Below are 17,418 nucleotides of genomic sequence, written 5' to 3'. Positions count from 1 at the left end.
ATGGTTTCAAGGACGTCGGATCGGCTTCCGGTCTACGACTACCGCCAGGGCGACGGACCCGTGCTGGTGTTTCTTCACTACTGGGGCGGCTCGGCGCGCACCTGGCAGCCCGTGCTCGACCGGTTGCCGGGGCGCGCCGCGCTGACTGTCGATTTGCGCGGGTGGGGACGCTCGCGCGAACTGCCCGGCCCCTACACGCTGGAGCAGTTCGCGCACGACACCGCTGCCGTGGTCGCCGACGCGGGGGTGACCGACTACCTCCTGGTCGGGCATTCGATGGGCGGCAAAGTCGCGCAACTGGCGGCTTCCGCGCGTCCGGACGGGCTCGCCGGGCTCGTCCTCGTCGCTCCCGGACCGGCAAAGCCCGCCGCGACGGTGACGCCTGAGTACCGGGAAGGACTGGCGCACGCCTACGACTCCGACGAATCGACAGCGGCCGCCCGCGACGCCGTTCTCACCGCCACCGCGCTGAGCGACGAGACGAAAGCCCAGATCGTGGCCGATTCCCGTGCCTGCGGCGAAGAAGCCCGGCTCGAATGGCCTTTGCACGGGATCGCCGAGGACATCACGAGCGCCGCCCGCGGCATCGACGTGCCCGTCCTGGTCGTCGCGGGCGAGCACGACCGGGTCGAGCCAGCCGGGGTGCTGCGCGACAATCTGCTGCCTTACCTGGCGCGCGCACGCATGACTGTCCTTCCCCGCAGCGGCCACCTCCTGCCGTTGGAAGCACCTGACGAACTCGCGCAGCTGCTTGAGGACGGCTGGCATCGACGACCGCACGGTCCCGCGCTCAGCGGCGGTGCGGGTATTCGGGGCGCGCGCCGCTGAAAGGACAGGATCGCCGGCTTGCGAGTGACGCCGCCCCGGATCTCGGCGGCACGCCGGGCGGTTTCGTGACCGTCCCAGGCGGACCGTCCGGAAAGGACGGACCGCAGGTCCGGCAGGTCGCCACCGCCCGCAGCCGGCCGTCGTAGTCCCTAGTCAGCCGCTGGTCGACGGCCAGCTGAGCCAGCTGCGCGTCCTGCGCGCAGTGCGGCCCCTAGCCGGTCGGCGCGCAATTCGGCGACATCCTCCGCCAGCGGTTTGGCCAGCAGGACGACGTCGCACTCGACGATGAACCGCTCGCGCGTCCGCGGGCCCGCGACGCTGCCTGCCCGGCGCTCGTCGGGAACGCCGAAAGGTTCGCCGTTCGAGCGCCCGCCGCCCGGCAGACACTTCCGCCGTGCCGGACGCTCACAACAGCCCACCCGAGATGATTGAAGATGTTGCAAATCGCTTACTTCAAGCATAAACGATCGTATACACTGAGGGCCGCGCTCAGTTCACGGACCGAAGGGCCTTCATGTCAGAGCCGTCCTCTCCCGAGTCGTTCTCGCCCGAGTCCTCCGCGTCGGACGAGCCCGGTGCGCTTTCCGCGCCGGGGCCGGGCTCCTTCGTGGCCGCCGAACTGGCCTCCCAGCCGCAGATGTGGCGCGCCGCGGCGGACTGTGCCGCGCCGGCCGCCGGAGCGCTGCCCCGCCCTGGCGAGCGCGTGGCCGTCGTCGGGTGCGGCACCAGCTGGTTCGTCGCGATGAGCTATGCCGCCGCTCGGGAGCAGCGGGGTCTCGGCGTCACCGACGCGTTCGCCGGATCGGAGTACCCGGCTGGCCGCGAATACGACCGGGTGGTCGCGATCTCCCGGTCCGGCACCACCACCGAAATCATCGAGCTGCTGTCCGCGCTGGCCGGGCAGCGCACCACGCTGATCACCGCGGTGGGCGACGGGCCCGCCGCCTCGGCCGCGACGGAGGTGGTCGAGCTGCCGTTCGCCGACGAGCGTTCAGTGGTGCAGACCCGCTTCGCCACGAGCACGCTCGCGTTGCTGCGCGCCGGCCTCGGCGACGACATCGGCGAGCTGGCGCGGCAGGCCGGGCGTGCGCTGCGGGAACCGGTCGACGACCTGCTCGACGCCGAGCAGGTCACCTTCATCGGGCGCGGCGCCGCGGTCGGCATCAGTTGCGAGGCCGCGCTCAAAACCCGGGAAGCGGCGCAGTTCTGGGCCGAGGCCTACCCCGCGATGGACTACCGGCACGGCCCGATCGCCATCGCGCAGCCCGGCAGGCTCGTGTGGTCGTTCGGCGAGACCCCGGACGGGCTGGCCGGCGAGATCGCCCGCACCGGCGCGCGGTTCGTGCACCACGACCTCGACCCGCTCGCCGGGCTGGTCGTGGCGCAGCGGTTCGCGGTGGCGCTCGCGCGGCGGCGCGGGCTCGATCCCGATCGGCCGCGGTCGCTGACCCGTTCGGTCATCCTCGCCTGATGGCCGTCCTCGGCGTCGATGTCGGCGGCACGACGGTCAAGATGCGCGTGACCGACGGCCGTTCCGTGTTCGCCGAATGGCGCGAACCGACCCCGTTCGGCGATCCCGCGGCGCTCGCCGATCTGGTGGCCCGCGCGGTCGCGCGCCATCCGGTCGAAGCGGCGGGCCTGGTCGTCCCGGGAATCGTGGACGAGCGCGCCGGGCGGTGCGTGAAGGCGGTCAACCTCGGCTGGGACGACGTTCCGGTGCGCGACCTGGTCTCCGCTCGCCTCGACGTGCCGCTCGCGTTCGGGCAGGACGTCCGTGCGGGGGCACTCGCCGAAGCCCGCACCGGCGCCGCGGCAGGCGCTTCGGGGCCGGTGCTGTTCGCTCCGGTCGGCACCGGTTTCGCGACCGCGCTCGTGGTGCGCGGCGAGGTGCTCGACGCGGGCCCGTGGGCGGGCGAAGTCGGGCAGATCCGGCTGCCCGGCGGCCGCCGCGTCGAGGAGGTCGCGTCGGCGTCCGGGCTCGCGCGCCGGGCCGGAGCCCCGGACGCGGCCGCCGTCGCCGCGCGGGTTCGCGACGGAGTTCCGGCGGCGGTCGAGGCGTGGGACGAGTGCGTCCGCGCGCTCGCGGAGCCGATCGCCTGGGCGACCGCCGTGGCCGGCTGCGCCACCGTGGTCGTCGGCGGCGGCCTCGCCGAGGCGGGCGCCCTGCTGCTCGACCCGCTCGCCCGCGAGGTCGCGCATCGGCTCGGGGCGCTCCGCGCGCCCGCGATCGTGCAGGCGCGCCACGGGGATCGGGCCGCCGTGGTCGGCGCGACGCTGCTGGCGCTGCGATGATCGTCGTCGCCACGCCCAACCCCGCGGTCGACATCACCTACCGGGTCGGCACCCACGCCCTCGGCGACACCAACCGGGTGCTCGACGTGCGGCGGCGCGCTGGCGGCAAAGGCGTGAATGTCGCCCATGTCCTCGCGGCGCTGGACATTCCCGTGCGCGCAGTGCTCCCGCTCGGCGGCGACGCGGGCCGCTGGCTCGGCTCGGCGCTGACGGTTCCGTTCGACGCGACTGCCTGCGAAGCCGAGACCCGGTCGACGGTCACGGTCGCCGGCGACGGCCATCCCACGGTGTACGCCGAGCCGGGGCCCCAGCTGTCCGCCGCGGAATGGGAACGGTTCTCGGCCTTGCTCGCCGCCCGGCTGCCGGACGCGGAGCTGCTGGCGATTTCCGGTTCCCTGCCCCGGAACGCCGCACCGGAACTGGTCGGCGACTGGGTCCGGCTGGCCCGGGAAGCCGGGGTCCGGGCACTGGTCGACTCGTCCGGGCCCGCGTTGCTGGCCGCCGCCCGGGCCGGGGCCGACGTGAAACCGAACCGCGAGGAACTCCTCTCCGCCACCGGCGCCGCCGACGAAGCCTCGGGCGCCGCGGAGTTGTCCAGGCTCGGCGCCGGGCTGGTCGTGGTGTCGCGGGGCGAGGACGGCATCGCCGCCTACACCCGGTCGGGGGTCGTCCGGGTTCCCGCTGTGCCCGGCGTGCGCGGCAACCCCACCGGCGCCGGGGACGCGGCGACCGCCGGGCTGGCCGCGGCACTCGTGCGCGGGCTGCCGCTGGAGGAGGCGCTGCGCCATGCCGTCGCAGCCGGTGCGGCCGCTGTGCTGCGTCCGGTCGCCGGCGAGATCGACCTGTCCGCGTACCGAGGATTCCTGAACGGAGCGTCCGCATGATCACCCGCCCCGCCTTCGCCCGGCTGCTCGCCTCGGCCCAGGACCGGGGCGGCGCGGTCGGCGCGTTCAACGTGATCCTGCTGGAGCACGCCGAGGCCATCGTCTCCGGGGCCGAGGAGGCCCGGTTGCCGGTGGTCCTGCAGATCAGCGAGAACTGCGTGACCTATCACGGCGGGCTGGCCCCGATCACCGCGGCCTCGCTGGAGATCGCGCGCCGGGCGTCGGTGGAGGTGCTCGTGCACCTCGACCACGTCGAGGACACCGGCCTGGTCCGCGAAGGCATCGAACTGGGCGTGCACAGCGTGATGTACGACGGTTCGCGACTGTCCTATGCGGACAATGTGCGCAGCACCCGCGCGATGGCGGACCTCTGCCACGCGGCGGGAGTCGCGGTGGAAGCCGAACTGGGCGAGGTCGGCGGCAAGGACGGCGTGCACGCGCCGGGCGCCCGCACCGATCCGGACGAAGCCGCGGAGTTCGTCGCCGCCACCGGGGTCGACGCGCTGGCCGTGGCGGTCGGCACGTCGCACGCGATGCTGTCGCGCACCGCCGCGGTCGACCGCGGACTCGTGACACGGCTGCGGGACGCCGTCCCGGTTCCCTTGGTGCTGCACGGGTCCTCCGGCCTTTCCGACGACGAACTGCGCGGCGCGGTGGCCGCCGGGATGGCGAAAGTCAACATCTCGACGCACCTCAACGGGCTGTTCACCGGCGCGGTGCGGCAGTTCCTGGACGAACAGCCCGAGGCGGTCGACCCTCGCAAGTACGTGCGGCTCGGCCGGTCCGCGGTGGCGGCGGAGACCGCGCGGCTGCTCCGATTGCTGGCCGGGTAGGGAAACCGGGAGGTTCGGGCCAGGCTGACGCGGTGCCGGAAAGCGGCACCGCGCGGATCTGCCTGCCGCCCACCGGATCCGGCTCGGCGGGCACCCGCAACCTCGATACCGACGGAAGTCTGCTCCACCGCTTCGGCCGGTGACTTCGCTGCCTGAGTGCGCTATACAGAAGCGCCATGTGCATTTTAATGCGCAAGAGAGGTATGCAATGAGCAGATTAATGCAATCCCTGCGATGTCTGGCCTCAGTGCTGGTTCTGCTGGCCGTCGCGGCCCCCGCCACCGCCCACGCCGCCAGCGCCCCCGCGGGACAGCTCGGCGACCTGACCGGCGTCTCCGCCGACGGCCCGGTGACCACCCTGACGGCGGGCACAGCGGCCGTCCGGGTCAGCTTTCCTTCGGCGGCCGCGGTCCGGGTCTGGCTCGCGCCGGACGGAACCTTCACCGATCCGGCGGGCAGCAAGATCGTGCTGCCGAGCGGCAAGGCCCCGGTGGTGCCGAAGAGCACCGACCGGGGCGCCTACTGGGCCATCGGCACCGGCAAGGCCACTCTCCGCGCCTACAAGCACCCGTTGAAGTTCGCCCTCTACGACGGCGCGGACCGCAAGCAGCTCTGGGCCGAGTCCGCGCCGCTGTCCTGGACCGGGGACACCACCACGCAGACGCTCGCACGCGGCGCCGCCGAACAGTACGTCGGCGGCGGGGAGCAGAACGGCCGGTTCAGCCACCGCGACCAGACCGTCAAGATCTTCGCCGACGACAACTGGAACGACGGCGGCGCGCCCAACTCCCAGCCGTTCTACGCCTCGACTGCTGGGTACGGCGTGCTGCGCAATACCTTCTCCCCCGGCAGCTACTCGTTCACCGATCCGGTCCGCACGACCCACGACGAGCGCCGCTTCGACGCCACTTACGTCGTCGGCGACGGGCTCAAGGACGTCATCTCCGGCTACACCGACCTGGTCGGCAAACCCTTCCTCCCGCCCATTTACGGCCTGGAGACCGGCGATTCCGACTGCTACCTGCACAACGCGAACCGAGGCGAACGGCACACCCTCGACGCGGTGAAGGTGGCCGAGGGCTACCCCGAACACGGCATGCCCAACGGCTGGATGCTGGTCAACGACGGCTACGGCTGCGGCTACGAGAACTTGCAGCAGACCGGCGAAGGCTTGCGGGACAACCACATGCAGCTCGGCCTGTGGACCGAGAACGGCGTGCCGAACCAGGCCGAGGAGGTCAAGGCCGGCGTCCGCGTGCGCAAACTGGACGTCGCCTGGGTCGGCCCCGGGTACCAGTTCGCCCTCGACGCCTGCGACACCGCGCACAAGGGCATCGAGGACAACAGCGACGCGCGCGGGTTCGTCTGGCAGCCGGTGAGCTGGGCGGGCGCGCAACGATGCGGCGTGCTCTGGAGCGGGGACCAGTCCGGGTCCTACGACTACATCAAGTGGCAGATCCCGACTTACGCCGGTTCGACGCTGTCCGGCATCGCCTACAACACCGGCGACATCGACGGCATCTTCGGCGGCTCCCCGCAGACCTACGTCCGCGACCTGCAGTGGAAGTCCTTCCTTCCGGTCGCGATGACCATGGACGGCTGGGCGAAGTCGGACAAGCAGCCCTGGCGCCAGGGCGAGCCCTACACCTCGATCAACCGCAAGTACCTGCTGCTCAAGGAACGGCTGCTGCCCTACACCTACAGCTACTCGGTGCAGGCGCATCAGACCGGCGTCGGGCAGGTCCGGCCGCTGGCCCTGGAGTACCCCGACGACCCGAACGCGTGGACCGGCAAGGCGAAGTACGAATTCCTGTCCGGCACGGACTTCCTGGTCGCCCCGGTCTACGACAGTTCGTCCGTGCGCGACGGCATCTACCTGCCCAGGGGCACTTGGACGGACTACTGGAGCGGCAAGACCTACACCGGTCCGACCACTGTGGACGGTTACGACGCGCCGCTGGACAAGCTGCCGCTGTTCGTCCGCGGCGGTGCTGTGGTGCCGATGTGGGCGGAGGGCACGACGTCCTGGCAGACGCGTGACAAGAGCCGGCTGGACGTCGACGTGTACCCGCGGGGCAAGAGCAGCTTCACCCTCGCCGAGGACGACGGCGTCACGCGCGGCTACCAGCGCGGCGAGCAGGCCCGGCAGACGTTCACGGTGGACGCGCCGGGATCCGGTCCGGGCACGGTGACCGTCGGGATCGGCGCGAGCGCCGGGTCCTATCCCGGGAAACCGGCGACGCGGAACTACCAGCTGTCCGTCCACACGGGAACGAAACCGGCGGCGGTGCTGGGCGGTCACGGCGTGCTGCGGCAGTACGCCGGCAAGGCGGAGCTGGACCAAGCCCCGTCCGGCTGGTGGTACGACCCGTCCGCACGAGGTGTCGTGCGGGTGAAGACCGGTTCGATCGATTCCGGTGCCGCGCAGGACATCCGGCTGCTCGGGGCGAGCGCGGTCGGCGGGTTCTTCCCCGCTGACGACAACGCCTCGGTGCGGCTTTCCGCCCCCGCGACAGCCGCTCCCGGCGAGGCCGTCTCGGCTACCGTCAGCTTCACTAACAGCACGCCGCTGCCGGTGCGGGACGTGGCTTTGTCGGTGCAGGCCAACGGTTTCCACGCGGAAGTTCCGCAAGCTCCGTCGCTCGTCTGGCCCGGCCAGACCGTGCAGGTCCCGGTGCGGCTCACGCCGAACGCGGGGCTGCGTCCGGCGGACTACGAGCTGACCGCCACCGCGAAGTACCAGGCCCGGCTGAGCACCCACGAAGCGGCCGGGTCGACGATGGTCACCGTGCCCTACGCGACGGTGGCCGCGGCATACGGGAATGTCGGAGTCACTGATGCGGCGCACGTCGCGAATGGTGACCTCGACGGCAGCGGCAGCAGCTTCCGTGCCGAAGGCCTAGCCGAAGCGGGCTTGAAACCGGGAGCGCCGTTCACCGCGAACGGTGCCCAGGCGACCTGGCCCGACGCGGGTGCCGGGAAGCCGGACAACGTCGTCGCCGGCGGGCAAACCGTCGCCGTGCAGGGCAGCGGTTCGAAGCTGGTCCTGACCGGCACCGGGACCGGCTCGGCCGCGAACGGCACGGTCGTCGTCCGGTACGCCGACGGCAGCACGAGCCAGGCCGGCCTCGGCTTCCCGAACTGGTGCTGCTCCGACCCGGCGAAATACGGCGCGACCACGGTCGCCTCGGTGCCGGGCAAGAACACGAAATCCGGTCCGGCCTACCCGACGGTGGCCTACCGGGTGTTCGCGAACTCCGTCCCGCTGACGCCGGGCAAGCGAGTCGTCGCGATCACCCTGCCGTCGAATTCGGCACTGCACGTCTTCACCGCCGCGATCGCCTGACCGACGTGAGGGGAACCCGCAGGGAATCTGATGTCCTCCGGGTTTCCCTCACGGACGTCAAGCCGGGGTGCGTCAGCGGCGCGGCGTGAGCTGCAGGAGCTGTTCCCCCGCGGTGCGGCCGTCGCCGACCCGGGTGCCGCTGTGGTCGGTCCAGGCGCGCACCGGCGTGGTCTCGCTCTGCCGCCCCGGCACCGCAGACAGCGCCAGCACCAGTCCGCTGTAGCGGTTGACCAGCCGCGTCCCGCCGTCCGCCGGGACCAGGAACCATTGCTGGGCGGCCCCGGAACCGGCGCTCAGGATCGGCGCGGTCCCCCAGGCCCTGCCGGAGGGCGCCGTCGGAACGCCCAGCGCCAAGCCGCTCGCGGCGTTGGCGATGCGGTAGGAGCCGTCTCCGGCCGGGGTGAACCGCCAGTCCGCCCGGCCCCCTGCCAGCCATGCGGGCACGGAGGTGGTGCCGGTGCGGCCGGAGGCGGCGAGCACGCGGCCGGAGCCGATCCGGTAGACGCGGCCCGGGTCGACCGGGGACGCGGCCGGCGCGGCGGAGGTGACGGTCACGTCCGCGTAGACGCCGTCGCGGCCGTCCGTGCAGGAGATCGAGCAATAGGAGCGGAAGGTCTTGCCCACGATCGTCCCGGTGGTCCGGGTCGCCGAGTCGACGAACCAGCGGTACCACGACTGGTCGCGGTACGAGCCGGTGTCGCCGATCAGCCGCCACTTCGGGTTCGCCAGGTCCTCGGTCGCGTAGAACCGCTGCGGGCCCGCCGAATCGACCGCCTCCGGCTCGCCGATGTACAGCCCGAGGTGCGCGTCGTAGGCGATGTTCATGACGAACAGATCGGATTTGCGCGGCAGCGTTCCGGCTGCCACCTGCTGGGCGGCGGTGCCGGTGCGCGCCGGGTCGTAGTCCTTCTCCGGCGGGGTGTAGCCGAGGGGGTCGACGTCCGTGGGCACGAGGTTGCTTTCCTTGCCGCCGACGCCCGGCTCCGCCCAGCGGCCGTCATACCACTTCTGCCACGTTCCGGTGCCCATCTTCCCGGACATCGGCGCGCGGGCGACGTGGGCGAGGCCGCTGAACCCGCCGCCGCCTTGCCCGGCCTTCGTCACGATGCGGGAGCCGTAATAGACATAGAAGTAGCCGGACTTCGGATCGGCGAACAGCCGCGGATCGCCGTCGCCGTAGTCGAAGGTCTGGTTCGGGAACGCCGCCGTGTCGCCGCGTTTCGTCGAGTAGGGCGACGTGATCGCGTGCCCGCCGATCCGCCAGGTGTGGCCGCGGTCGGTCGACACCGCCCAGTCGATCGCGTCGTAGTGGGAGAAGGAGTAGGCGCCGAACGGTTCGGGGGTGAACTCGTTGTGCACCAAGCCGTACCAGTCACCGGTATCCGGATCGACCCAGGTTCCGACGAGATCGCAGAAGTTCTTCTGGGTGTAGCTCGACCCGGTCGGCGGATCGGTCGCCTCGCGGCCGGTCGGGCTGGTGTTGCAGCGCCAGGTCGTGTCGTTGTTGCGATCCCTCGGCTCAGCCGGGTTCACCGCGTCGCTCAACCCCGCGTCGCGGTGCGCCGAGCCGAAGTCCGTGCCGGTGTAGAAGTCCCAGACGCGCGGGCCTTCCTTGCCGTAGAGAGCGGCGGACTGCTGGAAATGGAAGGTCCCGTCCCGGTCGAGGAACGGAGCGGCCGGAGTGTCCGTCGGGAACGGGTATTCGGCCACGGCCCCGACCGACACGGAGTAGCCGGGGTCGGCGTGCGCGGCCAGGGGCACGGTGCAGGTCCCGGCGCTGAGGGCCAGGACCGCGCCGGCGGTCAAGGAAGTGCGGAAGCGTGACATGGCTCGGTTCCTCGCAGGCGATCGGCATCAACAACCGACAAGAACGAACAAGTTCACACAGTCTTTGTGATCGATTTTGCACTGTCAACCCGCCATTCGATCCGCTTCGAGCAGGCCAAGACGGCACTGCCCGCAGATCACGATGCCACCGCGAACCAGAGAGAAAATGTTGACAAGTGATTGGTAAGCGCCAAAAATGCGCAGCAACACGCACTCAGTGTGTGGTCTTCGACCTCGATCAGGTGGTGGCTGATGCGGTTTCACAAGCTCGTGGGCTCGACCTTAGCGGCGACGCTGCTGCTCGCCGGGTGCGGCAGCGGCGACGCCGCGGGCGGCGGCGCCGGGGAGAACGCGCTCCCCGGCGCGGCCGAATTCCTTTCCTCGCCCTGTCCGGAACCGGCGGCGAAACCGGCGGGCGGCGGGCAGCTCGTGTACTGGTCCATGTGGACCGCCGACGAGCCGCAGGGCAAGGTGCTGCAAAAGGCGCTGAAGTGCTTCGGGGACAAGACCGGCGTGAAGGTCGACGTGCAGTGGCTGGGCCGCAAGGCCTACACCCAGAACCTGGTCCCCGCGCTCAACACCGACACCGTGCCCGACCTGTTCGACCAGGACGTGAGCAAGGTCGGCGCGGCGATCATGACGCCCGGCGGCACGCAGAGCCTCGACGACGTGTTCGGCATGAAGATCGGCGAAGGCGACAAGACGGTCAAGGACGTCCTCTCCCCCACCTCGTACGACTTCCCGCAGAACAAGGACCGCGAGGGGCACAGCTTCCTCGTGCCGTACGAGATCCAGTCCAGCGCCTGGTGGTATAACAAGGCCGCGGGCGGCGCGCTCGGCCAGCCGAAGACCGTGGACGAGCTGATCGGCTACTTCGACAAGGCGAAGGCGGACGGCAAGGCGGCGGTCAGCCAGGACGGCGACATCCCGTTCTACAACATGTACTACTTCACCCAGCTGGCCGAACGCTACGTCGGCGCCGGAGGGCTGGCGAAAGCGGCGCAGGACCCGACCGGGCGCGCGTGGACCGACGTCCCCGGGTTCCGCGAGGCGGCCGCGCAGACCGCGCGGATTTCGAAGTACTTCATCGACGGCTGGGACGCGGCCAAGTTCCCGCAGATTCAGCAGCGCTGGGCGGACGGCGACGCCCGCTTCCTCTACGTCGGCACCTGGGCGCCCAGCGAAACCCGCGAATACCTGGACAAGCAGGGCGCGGGCACGAAGATCGACTACGGCTCCTTCCAGTTCCCGATGCCGCCCGGCGCCACGCACGACACCGTGGAGCAGATGTCGATCGGCTTCGCCGTGCCCAAGAAGGCGAAGAACGCCGAAGCGGCCAAAGCGTTCATCGCTTACTTCCTCAACAAGGGCAACCTCGCCGGCATCCCGGCGGTGGCCGACAACCTGGTGCCCCGCCCCGATCTCGCGGTGCCGGACGACCTCAAGCCGGTCAAGACCGTGATGGACGACCAGAAGAAGGAGCACGTGCTGCAGTACGACGGCATCGACGCGATCGCCGGCGGCAAATGGCAGACCGACGTGTTCGACCCCGCTGACACCGCGCTGCTCAAAGGACAGCTGACTCCGGAGGCGTTCGTGGCGCAGCTCGCGCAGAAGTCCGCCGCCTTCTGGAAGAACCAGCACTGATGGCGGCGCTCCCCGCGGCCACCGAGGCGGCCCGGGCCGGGCGGCGGCCCGCGCTCGGGCCGCACCTGAGCCGCAAACGCAAGCTGTTCTGGCCCTTCGCCGCCCCGGCGCTGGCGCTCTACCTGGCGTTCCTGGTGCTGCCGACGATCGCGACCGTGGTGCTCAGCTTCACCAGCTGGTCCGGCGCCGGCGACACGCCGCGGCCGCAGGGGTTCGGGAACTACGTGCGGATGTGGCAGAGCGACGCGTTCCGCTACGCCTTCGGCAACACGCTGATCTACGTGTTCCTCGGCGGCGTAGGCACCTTCCTGCTCGCGTTCCTGTTCACCATGGTGCTGCGCGACATGCGCGGCGGGAAGATCGTGCGGGCGATCCTGTTCTTCCCGAACATCGTCGCCCCGGTCGCGCTCGGCATGTTCCTCGGCTTCGTGTTCAAGTACCAGCCGGGCAAACAAGGACTCGCCAACTACGTGCTGGAGCATCTCGGCGCGGACGCGGCGAAGTTCCTCGCGCCGGAGAACGTGACCGGAGTGGTCACCGCGTCGCTGATCTGGGCCAGTTCCGGCTTCTACATCACCATCCTGATGGCCGCGGTGGACCAGATCCCGCCGCATCTCTACGAGGACGCGGACCTCGGCGGAGCCTCGCCCTGGCAGAAGTTCCGCTCGATCACTCTCCCGCTGACCTGGGACGTGGTGGGCGTGGCCGGGGTGCTGTGGACGATCAACGCGCTCAAGATCTTCGAACTCGTCTTCGTGCTCGCCGGGCCCGGCACCTACGCCCCGCCGAACCGGGCGTGGACGCTCGGCATTTACGTGTTCGACCGGACCTTCGGCTCGAACGGCACGCCGGACTTCGGCGCGGCCTGCGCGTGCGCGGTCGCGATGATCGCCCTTGTCTCGATCCTCGTCGTGCTCCTGCGCCGGCTGATGCGCCGTGACGCCATCCAGTTCTGAAGGAGATCCTGTGACCGTCACGGAAGCGCCGCCGCGCGGCAGTGCGGCGGGCAAGCCCCGGCGCACCCCGCCGCGCCGGCCCCGCCCGGCACCCGGCAGCCGCAGGCTCAGCCCGCTGCGGCTGCTCGGCTCGGTGATCGTGTGGCTGTTCACCGCGGGCAACCTGCTGGTGCTGTACTGGCTGATCACCGCGTCGTTCAAGACCCCGGTGGAGATTTTCACCAAGCCGTTCGCCTTGCCCTATCAGTGGTTTCACGTCGGCAAGCCGTTCCGGAACTTCGTCTACGCCTGGAACAACGCCGGATTCGGCGACGCCGTGCTGTCCACAGTGGTCCTGGTCGGGCTGGCGACGGTCGTCACGGTGGCGATCTCCGCGCCCTGTGCTTACGCGCTCACCCGGCTCGGGGTGCGCGGTTCGGGCGTGCTGACCAACGGCGTCGCGATCGGCATGGGGGTGCCGTTCCAGACCGTGATCATCCCGCTGTTCGTCGCGTTCAGCGAGATCCACCTGGACAACCAGTACGGGCTGTTCGTGCTCTACGTGGCGCTGTCGATCCCGTTCACGGTGTTCCTGCTGACCGGGTTCTTCCGCTCGTTGCCCGAGGAGATCGAAGAGGCCGCGGTGCTCGACGGCGCTTCTCCGGTGCGGGTGTTCGTGTCGGTCGTCCTGCCGCTGGCCCGCGGCGGGGTGATCACCGCGCTGACGCTCAACGCGATCGGGCTGTGGAACGAAACGCTGCTGGCGATCGTGTTCCTCAAGGACCAGGCCCATTTCACGCTGTCGCGCGCGTTGTTCACCTTCTACGGCGCGGCCAGCTACCAGTCCGAGTACGGCGGGCTGATCGCCGGGGTGGCGATCGTCGTGCTCCCGATGCTGCTGCTCTACGTCGTGCTCGCCCGCCGGATCATCACCGGCCTGACCCTCGGCGCCGGAAAGTAGGACTTCGATGGCCACCGTGAGTTTCACCGACACCACCCGCTACTACGCCGGGGTCGAGCGCCCCGCGGTGGACGGGCTCGACCTGGAGGTCGCCGACGGCGAATTCCTGGTGCTGGTCGGGCCGTCCGGCTGCGGCAAATCGACCACGCTGCGGATGCTCGCCGGGCTGGAGGGCGTGGACGGCGGCTCGATCCACATCGGCGAGCGCGACGTCACCGAACTGCCGCCGAAGGAACGGGACATCGCGATGGTGTTCCAGAACTACGCGCTCTATCCGCACATGACCGTCGCGGAGAACATCGGCTTCCACCTCAAGCTCGCGCGCATGCCGAAGGACGAACGGGAACGCCGGGTCCGCGAAGCCGCGGCCACCCTGGACCTGACCGAATACCTCGACCGGCGCCCGGCGAAGCTGTCCGGCGGGCAGCGGCAGCGGGTCGCGATGGGCCGCGCGATCGTGCGGGAGCCGAGCGTGTTCCTGATGGACGAGCCGCTGTCCAATCTGGACGCGAAACTGCGGGTGCAGACCCGCACGCAGATCGCGTCGCTGCAACGGCGGCTCGGCACCACCACGCTGTACGTCACGCACGACCAGATCGAAGCGATGACGATGGGCGACCGGGTCGCCGTGCTGCGCGACGGCGTGCTGCAGCAATGCGATTCCCCGGTCGGGCTGTTCGAGCGCCCGCGCAACGTGTTCGTCGCGGGCTTCATCGGCTCCCCCGCGATGAACCTCATCGAGACCACAGCGGACAGTTCCGGCGCGGCGGCGGGCGACGGCACGCTCCCGCTCACTCCGGCGCAGCGGTCCGCACTGACCGGGCCGGGGATCGTCGTCGGCGTGCGGCCGGAAGGCTGGGACATCGGCGGCGCCGGATACCGCGCGGTCGTCGAAGTGGTCGAGGAACTCGGCAGCGACCAGTACCTCTACTGCCGGACCGGGGACCGGGTGCTGACTGTCCGGACCCCGGGCATGGCGCCGTGGAGGCGCGGCGAGGAGATCACGCTGGCCCCGCGGACCGGCGCGGCGCACTTGTTCGACGCCGCCACCGGCGAACGGCTGCCGGACGCATGAGCACCGTCACCCGCACCGAACTCGTGCTCCCGGCGGCCGGGCTGGGGCCGGAGAACCCGTTGCCGCCGCTGCTGCGGACCGAACCGGCGGCTTCGGTGTCCAACGTGGACGAACTGCCCGCGGACCTGGCGGCGAACCTCTCCTACGGCAGGCTGGACACGGTGCTGCCGTGCCGGATGCAGGACGGGTACGGCCGCGATCGGGCCGAACAGCGGCTGCCCGCGCTGGTGCTGGAGAACGAGCGGCTGCGCGCCACCGTCCTTCCCGGGCTCGGCGGCCGGCTGTATTCGTTGCTGGACAAGGAAACCGGCCGGGACCTGGTGTACCGCAACCCGGTGTTCCAGCCGGCGAACCTGGCGCTGCGCGACGCGTGGTTCGCCGGCGGCGTCGAGTGGAACCTCGGCAGCACCGGGCACACCACGCTGACCTGCGCGCCGATGTTCGCCGCCGAAGCACCCGGCCCCGGCGGCGAACCGGTGCTGCGGCTGTGGGAGTGGGAACGCACCCGCGATCTGCCGTATCAGCTGGATTTCTGGCTCCCCGACGGATCGCGGCAGCTGTTCGTGGGCGTGCGGATCCGCAATCCGCACGCCCACGACGTGCCGGTGTACTGGTGGTCCAACACCGCGGTGGCGCAGACCCCCGGGACCCGCGTGCTCGCCCCCGCGGGCAAGGCCTGGCACTACGGTTATTCCGGGCGGCTGGAACTCGTCGACGTCACCGGCGACCTGACCTATCCCGCCCGGGCGACGGCGGCGGCCGACTACTTCTTCGAGGTCGACGGACCGCCCTGGATCGCCGCGGTGGACGCGCACGGGCACGGGCTCGGCCAGGCGTCCACGGCGCGGCTGCGCGGGCGGAAACTGTTCGTGTGGGGCGAATCCGCGGGCGGACGCCGGTGGCAGGAATGGCTCGCGCCCGGGGCGGGCGGTTACCTCGAAATACAGGCCGGGCTGGCCCGGACACAGCTCGAACACCGGCGGCTGCCCGCGGGCGCCTCGTGGGACTGGCTCGAAAGCTACGGCCCGGTCGCGGCCGACCCGGAAATCGCGCACGGACCGGACTGGCCCGCCGCGCTCGCCTCGGTCGCCGCGGGACTGCCCGCCGCGGAAGAACTGGACCGGCGGTGGCGCGAATGGCGCGCGTCCGCCGACGCCGCGCCCGGTGAACTTCTGGCGGCGGGATCCGGCTGGGGCGCACTGGAAACCCGCCGGATGCTGGTGGACCTGCCCGGCACGCCGTTTCCCGAGAGCAGTCTCGGCGCGGCCCAGCAGCCGTGGCTGGACTTGCTCGACGGCGTGGCACCCCGGGCCGAACCCGCCGCCGAACCACCGGAAACGCTCGTCAACCGGCATTGGGCCGACCTGCTGGAGGCTGTGCCCGACAAGGGCTGGCTCACCTGGTACCACCGGGGAATCGCACGCTGGGCGGCAGGCGACCGCGAGGGCGCGGCGGCCGCCTGGCACCGGTCGGTCGAGGCGGAGCCGAACGGCTGGGCATGGCGCAACCTCGCCGTCGCCCAGGACGATCCGGTGCGCGCCGCGCAGTACTACCGGCAGGCAACGGACCTGCTGCCGAAACTCGCACCGCTCGCCGTGGAAGCCGTTACCGCGCAGCTCGCCGCCGGAGATCCCGGCGCCGCACGGGAATTGCTCGAACCGTGGCCGGCCGAGGGCCGGTTCGCGTTGCTGCGGGCGCGGATCTCGCTCGCGCTCGGCGATCTCGACGGAGCGCGCGAGGTGTACGAGCGCGGGTTCACCGTGCCCGGGATCCGCGAGGGCGAGACGTCGCTGAGCGACGTGTGGCACGCCATCTCCCCTGGCCCGCTGCCCGCCGAGTACGACTTCCGGATGAAAACCGGCGGCGGGGCCGGATGAGCGCGATCGGCCGCCGGGGTGAACAATGGCGCGGCGGCGGGCAAGCAGGCACGGGGACCGGCTCGAAGGGAGCACAAGCCGATGGCTCGGCATGAACGGTTGAGCACACTGTTGGACCTCTTGGCGAAGCGGGAGAAACTCGACGTCGAAGAGGTGGCCGCGGAGCTGAACGTCTCCGCCGCCACGATCCGCCGCGACCTGGACCACCTCGCCGAACAGCAGCTGCTCACCCGCACCCACGGCGGAGCCGTCGCGAACGACCTGGCCTACGATCTGCCGCTGCGGTACAAAACCGCCCGCCACGCCCCGGAAAAGCAGCGGATCAGCGCCGCGGCCGCGGCACTGGTGTCCAACGGGATGGTGATCGGCCTCAACGGCGGCACCACGACCGCGGGCGTGGCCCGGGCGCTGGCCATGCGCGCGGACCTGGCCGACGCCCCCGGCCTCACCATCGTGACCAACGCGCTCAACATCGCCCACGAGCTGGCCGTGCGGCCGAACATGAAGATCGTCGTCACCGGAGGGGTCGCCCGCCCGCAGTCCTTCGAACTGAGCGGGCCGCTGGCCACCCTGGTGCTCAGCCAGCTCAGCCTGGACCTGTTGTTCCTCGGAGTGGACGCGTTGCACCCCGCGGCAGGCGCGTTCGCCTGCCACGAGGGCGAGGCGGACATCAACCGGCTCATGGTGAACAACGCCGCCCGCGTGGTGGCCGTGGCGGACAGCTCGAAACTCGGCCGCCGCGCCTTCGCCCGCATCTGCGACATCACCGACGTCCACGAAGTCGTGACCGACAGCGACGCCGACCCCGACGTCACCGCCGCCCTCAAAGCCGCCGGAATCCCGGTGCAGATCGCCTGAGGCCCCTCCGCCGCCCCCTGCCTCGCTCCCCCAGCAGTCCGTGCGGGGAACCCTG

At 71.0% G+C, this 17,418-nt stretch carries 14 protein-coding genes; 12 read left to right on the top strand and 2 right to left on the bottom strand.

Annotation, left to right across the window (positions count from 1 at the left end):
• The 6 genes from H4281_RS00065 to H4281_RS00040 all read left to right on the top strand — a co-directional run bounded on the left by H4281_RS00065 (position 1) and on the right by H4281_RS00040 (position 8,183).
• Complete coding sequence (locus H4281_RS00065; protein WP_182888775.1) at positions 1–828, top strand: alpha/beta fold hydrolase; 828 nt, start codon at positions 1–3, stop codon at positions 826–828.
• Between the two features lie 637 nt (positions 829–1,465).
• Positions 1,466–2,299 (top strand): SIS domain-containing protein, encoded by an 834-nt coding sequence (locus H4281_RS00060; RefSeq protein ID WP_220506612.1) that lies wholly within the window; start codon positions 1,466–1,468, stop codon positions 2,297–2,299.
• On the top strand, positions 2,299–3,120 hold the full coding sequence (locus tag H4281_RS00055) for an ROK family protein (protein ID WP_182888773.1): 822 nt from the start codon (positions 2,299–2,301) through the stop codon (positions 3,118–3,120). Before H4281_RS00060 ends, H4281_RS00055 begins: the two co-directional genes overlap by 1 nt.
• Positions 3,117–4,004 (top strand): 1-phosphofructokinase family hexose kinase, encoded by an 888-nt coding sequence (locus H4281_RS00050; protein ID WP_182888772.1) that lies wholly within the window; start codon positions 3,117–3,119, stop codon positions 4,002–4,004. Before H4281_RS00055 ends, H4281_RS00050 begins: the two co-directional genes overlap by 4 nt.
• A complete protein-coding gene (locus H4281_RS00045; RefSeq protein ID WP_182888771.1) occupies positions 4,001–4,837 on the top strand; it encodes a class II fructose-bisphosphate aldolase in 837 nt (278 codons plus the stop codon). The genes H4281_RS00050 and H4281_RS00045 overlap by 4 nt, the downstream gene beginning before the upstream one ends.
• A 208-nt stretch (positions 4,838–5,045) precedes the next feature.
• Complete coding sequence (locus H4281_RS00040; RefSeq protein ID WP_246411221.1) at positions 5,046–8,183, top strand: glycoside hydrolase family 31 family protein; 3,138 nt, start codon at positions 5,046–5,048, stop codon at positions 8,181–8,183.
• Positions 8,184–8,255: 72 nt separating this feature from the next.
• On the opposite strand, the gene H4281_RS00035 is transcribed toward H4281_RS00040, so the two are convergent.
• Both H4281_RS00035 and H4281_RS46080 read right to left on the bottom strand, forming a co-directional pair.
• Complete coding sequence (locus H4281_RS00035) at positions 8,256–10,010, bottom strand: RICIN domain-containing protein (protein ID WP_182888770.1); 1,755 nt, start codon at positions 10,008–10,010, stop codon at positions 8,256–8,258.
• Positions 10,011–10,094: 84 nt separating this feature from the next.
• Positions 10,095–10,220 (bottom strand): hypothetical protein, encoded by a 126-nt coding sequence (locus H4281_RS46080; protein WP_255751359.1) that lies wholly within the window; start codon positions 10,218–10,220, stop codon positions 10,095–10,097.
• A gap of 42 nt (positions 10,221–10,262) precedes the next feature.
• Here H4281_RS46080 and H4281_RS00030 point away from each other — a divergent pair, with 42 nt between their 5' ends.
• The 6 genes from H4281_RS00030 to H4281_RS00005 all read left to right on the top strand — a co-directional run bounded on the left by H4281_RS00030 (position 10,263) and on the right by H4281_RS00005 (position 17,363).
• On the top strand, positions 10,263–11,657 hold the full coding sequence (locus H4281_RS00030) for an ABC transporter substrate-binding protein (RefSeq protein WP_182888769.1): 1,395 nt from the start codon (positions 10,263–10,265) through the stop codon (positions 11,655–11,657).
• Positions 11,657–12,613 (top strand): carbohydrate ABC transporter permease, encoded by a 957-nt coding sequence (locus tag H4281_RS00025; protein WP_237600186.1) that lies wholly within the window; start codon positions 11,657–11,659, stop codon positions 12,611–12,613. Before H4281_RS00030 ends, H4281_RS00025 begins: the two co-directional genes overlap by 1 nt.
• A gap of 10 nt (positions 12,614–12,623) precedes the next feature.
• Entirely contained in the window at positions 12,624–13,553 is a 930-nt protein-coding gene (locus H4281_RS45325; protein ID WP_182888768.1) for a carbohydrate ABC transporter permease, read from the top strand.
• Positions 13,554–13,560: 7 nt separating this feature from the next.
• Complete coding sequence (locus H4281_RS00015; protein ID WP_182888767.1) at positions 13,561–14,628, top strand: ABC transporter ATP-binding protein; 1,068 nt, start codon at positions 13,561–13,563, stop codon at positions 14,626–14,628.
• Positions 14,625–16,505: a DUF5107 domain-containing protein gene (locus H4281_RS00010; RefSeq protein ID WP_182888766.1), complete on the top strand. Its 1,881-nt coding sequence runs from the start codon at positions 14,625–14,627 to the stop codon at positions 16,503–16,505. Before H4281_RS00015 ends, H4281_RS00010 begins: the two co-directional genes overlap by 4 nt.
• Positions 16,506–16,586: 81 nt before the next feature.
• Entirely contained in the window at positions 16,587–17,363 is a 777-nt protein-coding gene (locus H4281_RS00005) for a DeoR/GlpR family DNA-binding transcription regulator (protein ID WP_182888765.1), read from the top strand.
• The last annotated feature ends 55 nt before the right edge of the window (positions 17,364–17,418 follow it).

The organism is Amycolatopsis dendrobii, from assembly GCF_014145675.1.
Lineage (GTDB): Bacteria > Actinomycetota > Actinomycetes > Mycobacteriales > Pseudonocardiaceae > Amycolatopsis > Amycolatopsis dendrobii.
The sequence above is the reverse complement of the archived record's forward strand: the minus strand, read 5'-3'. Positions and strand labels throughout refer to the sequence as shown.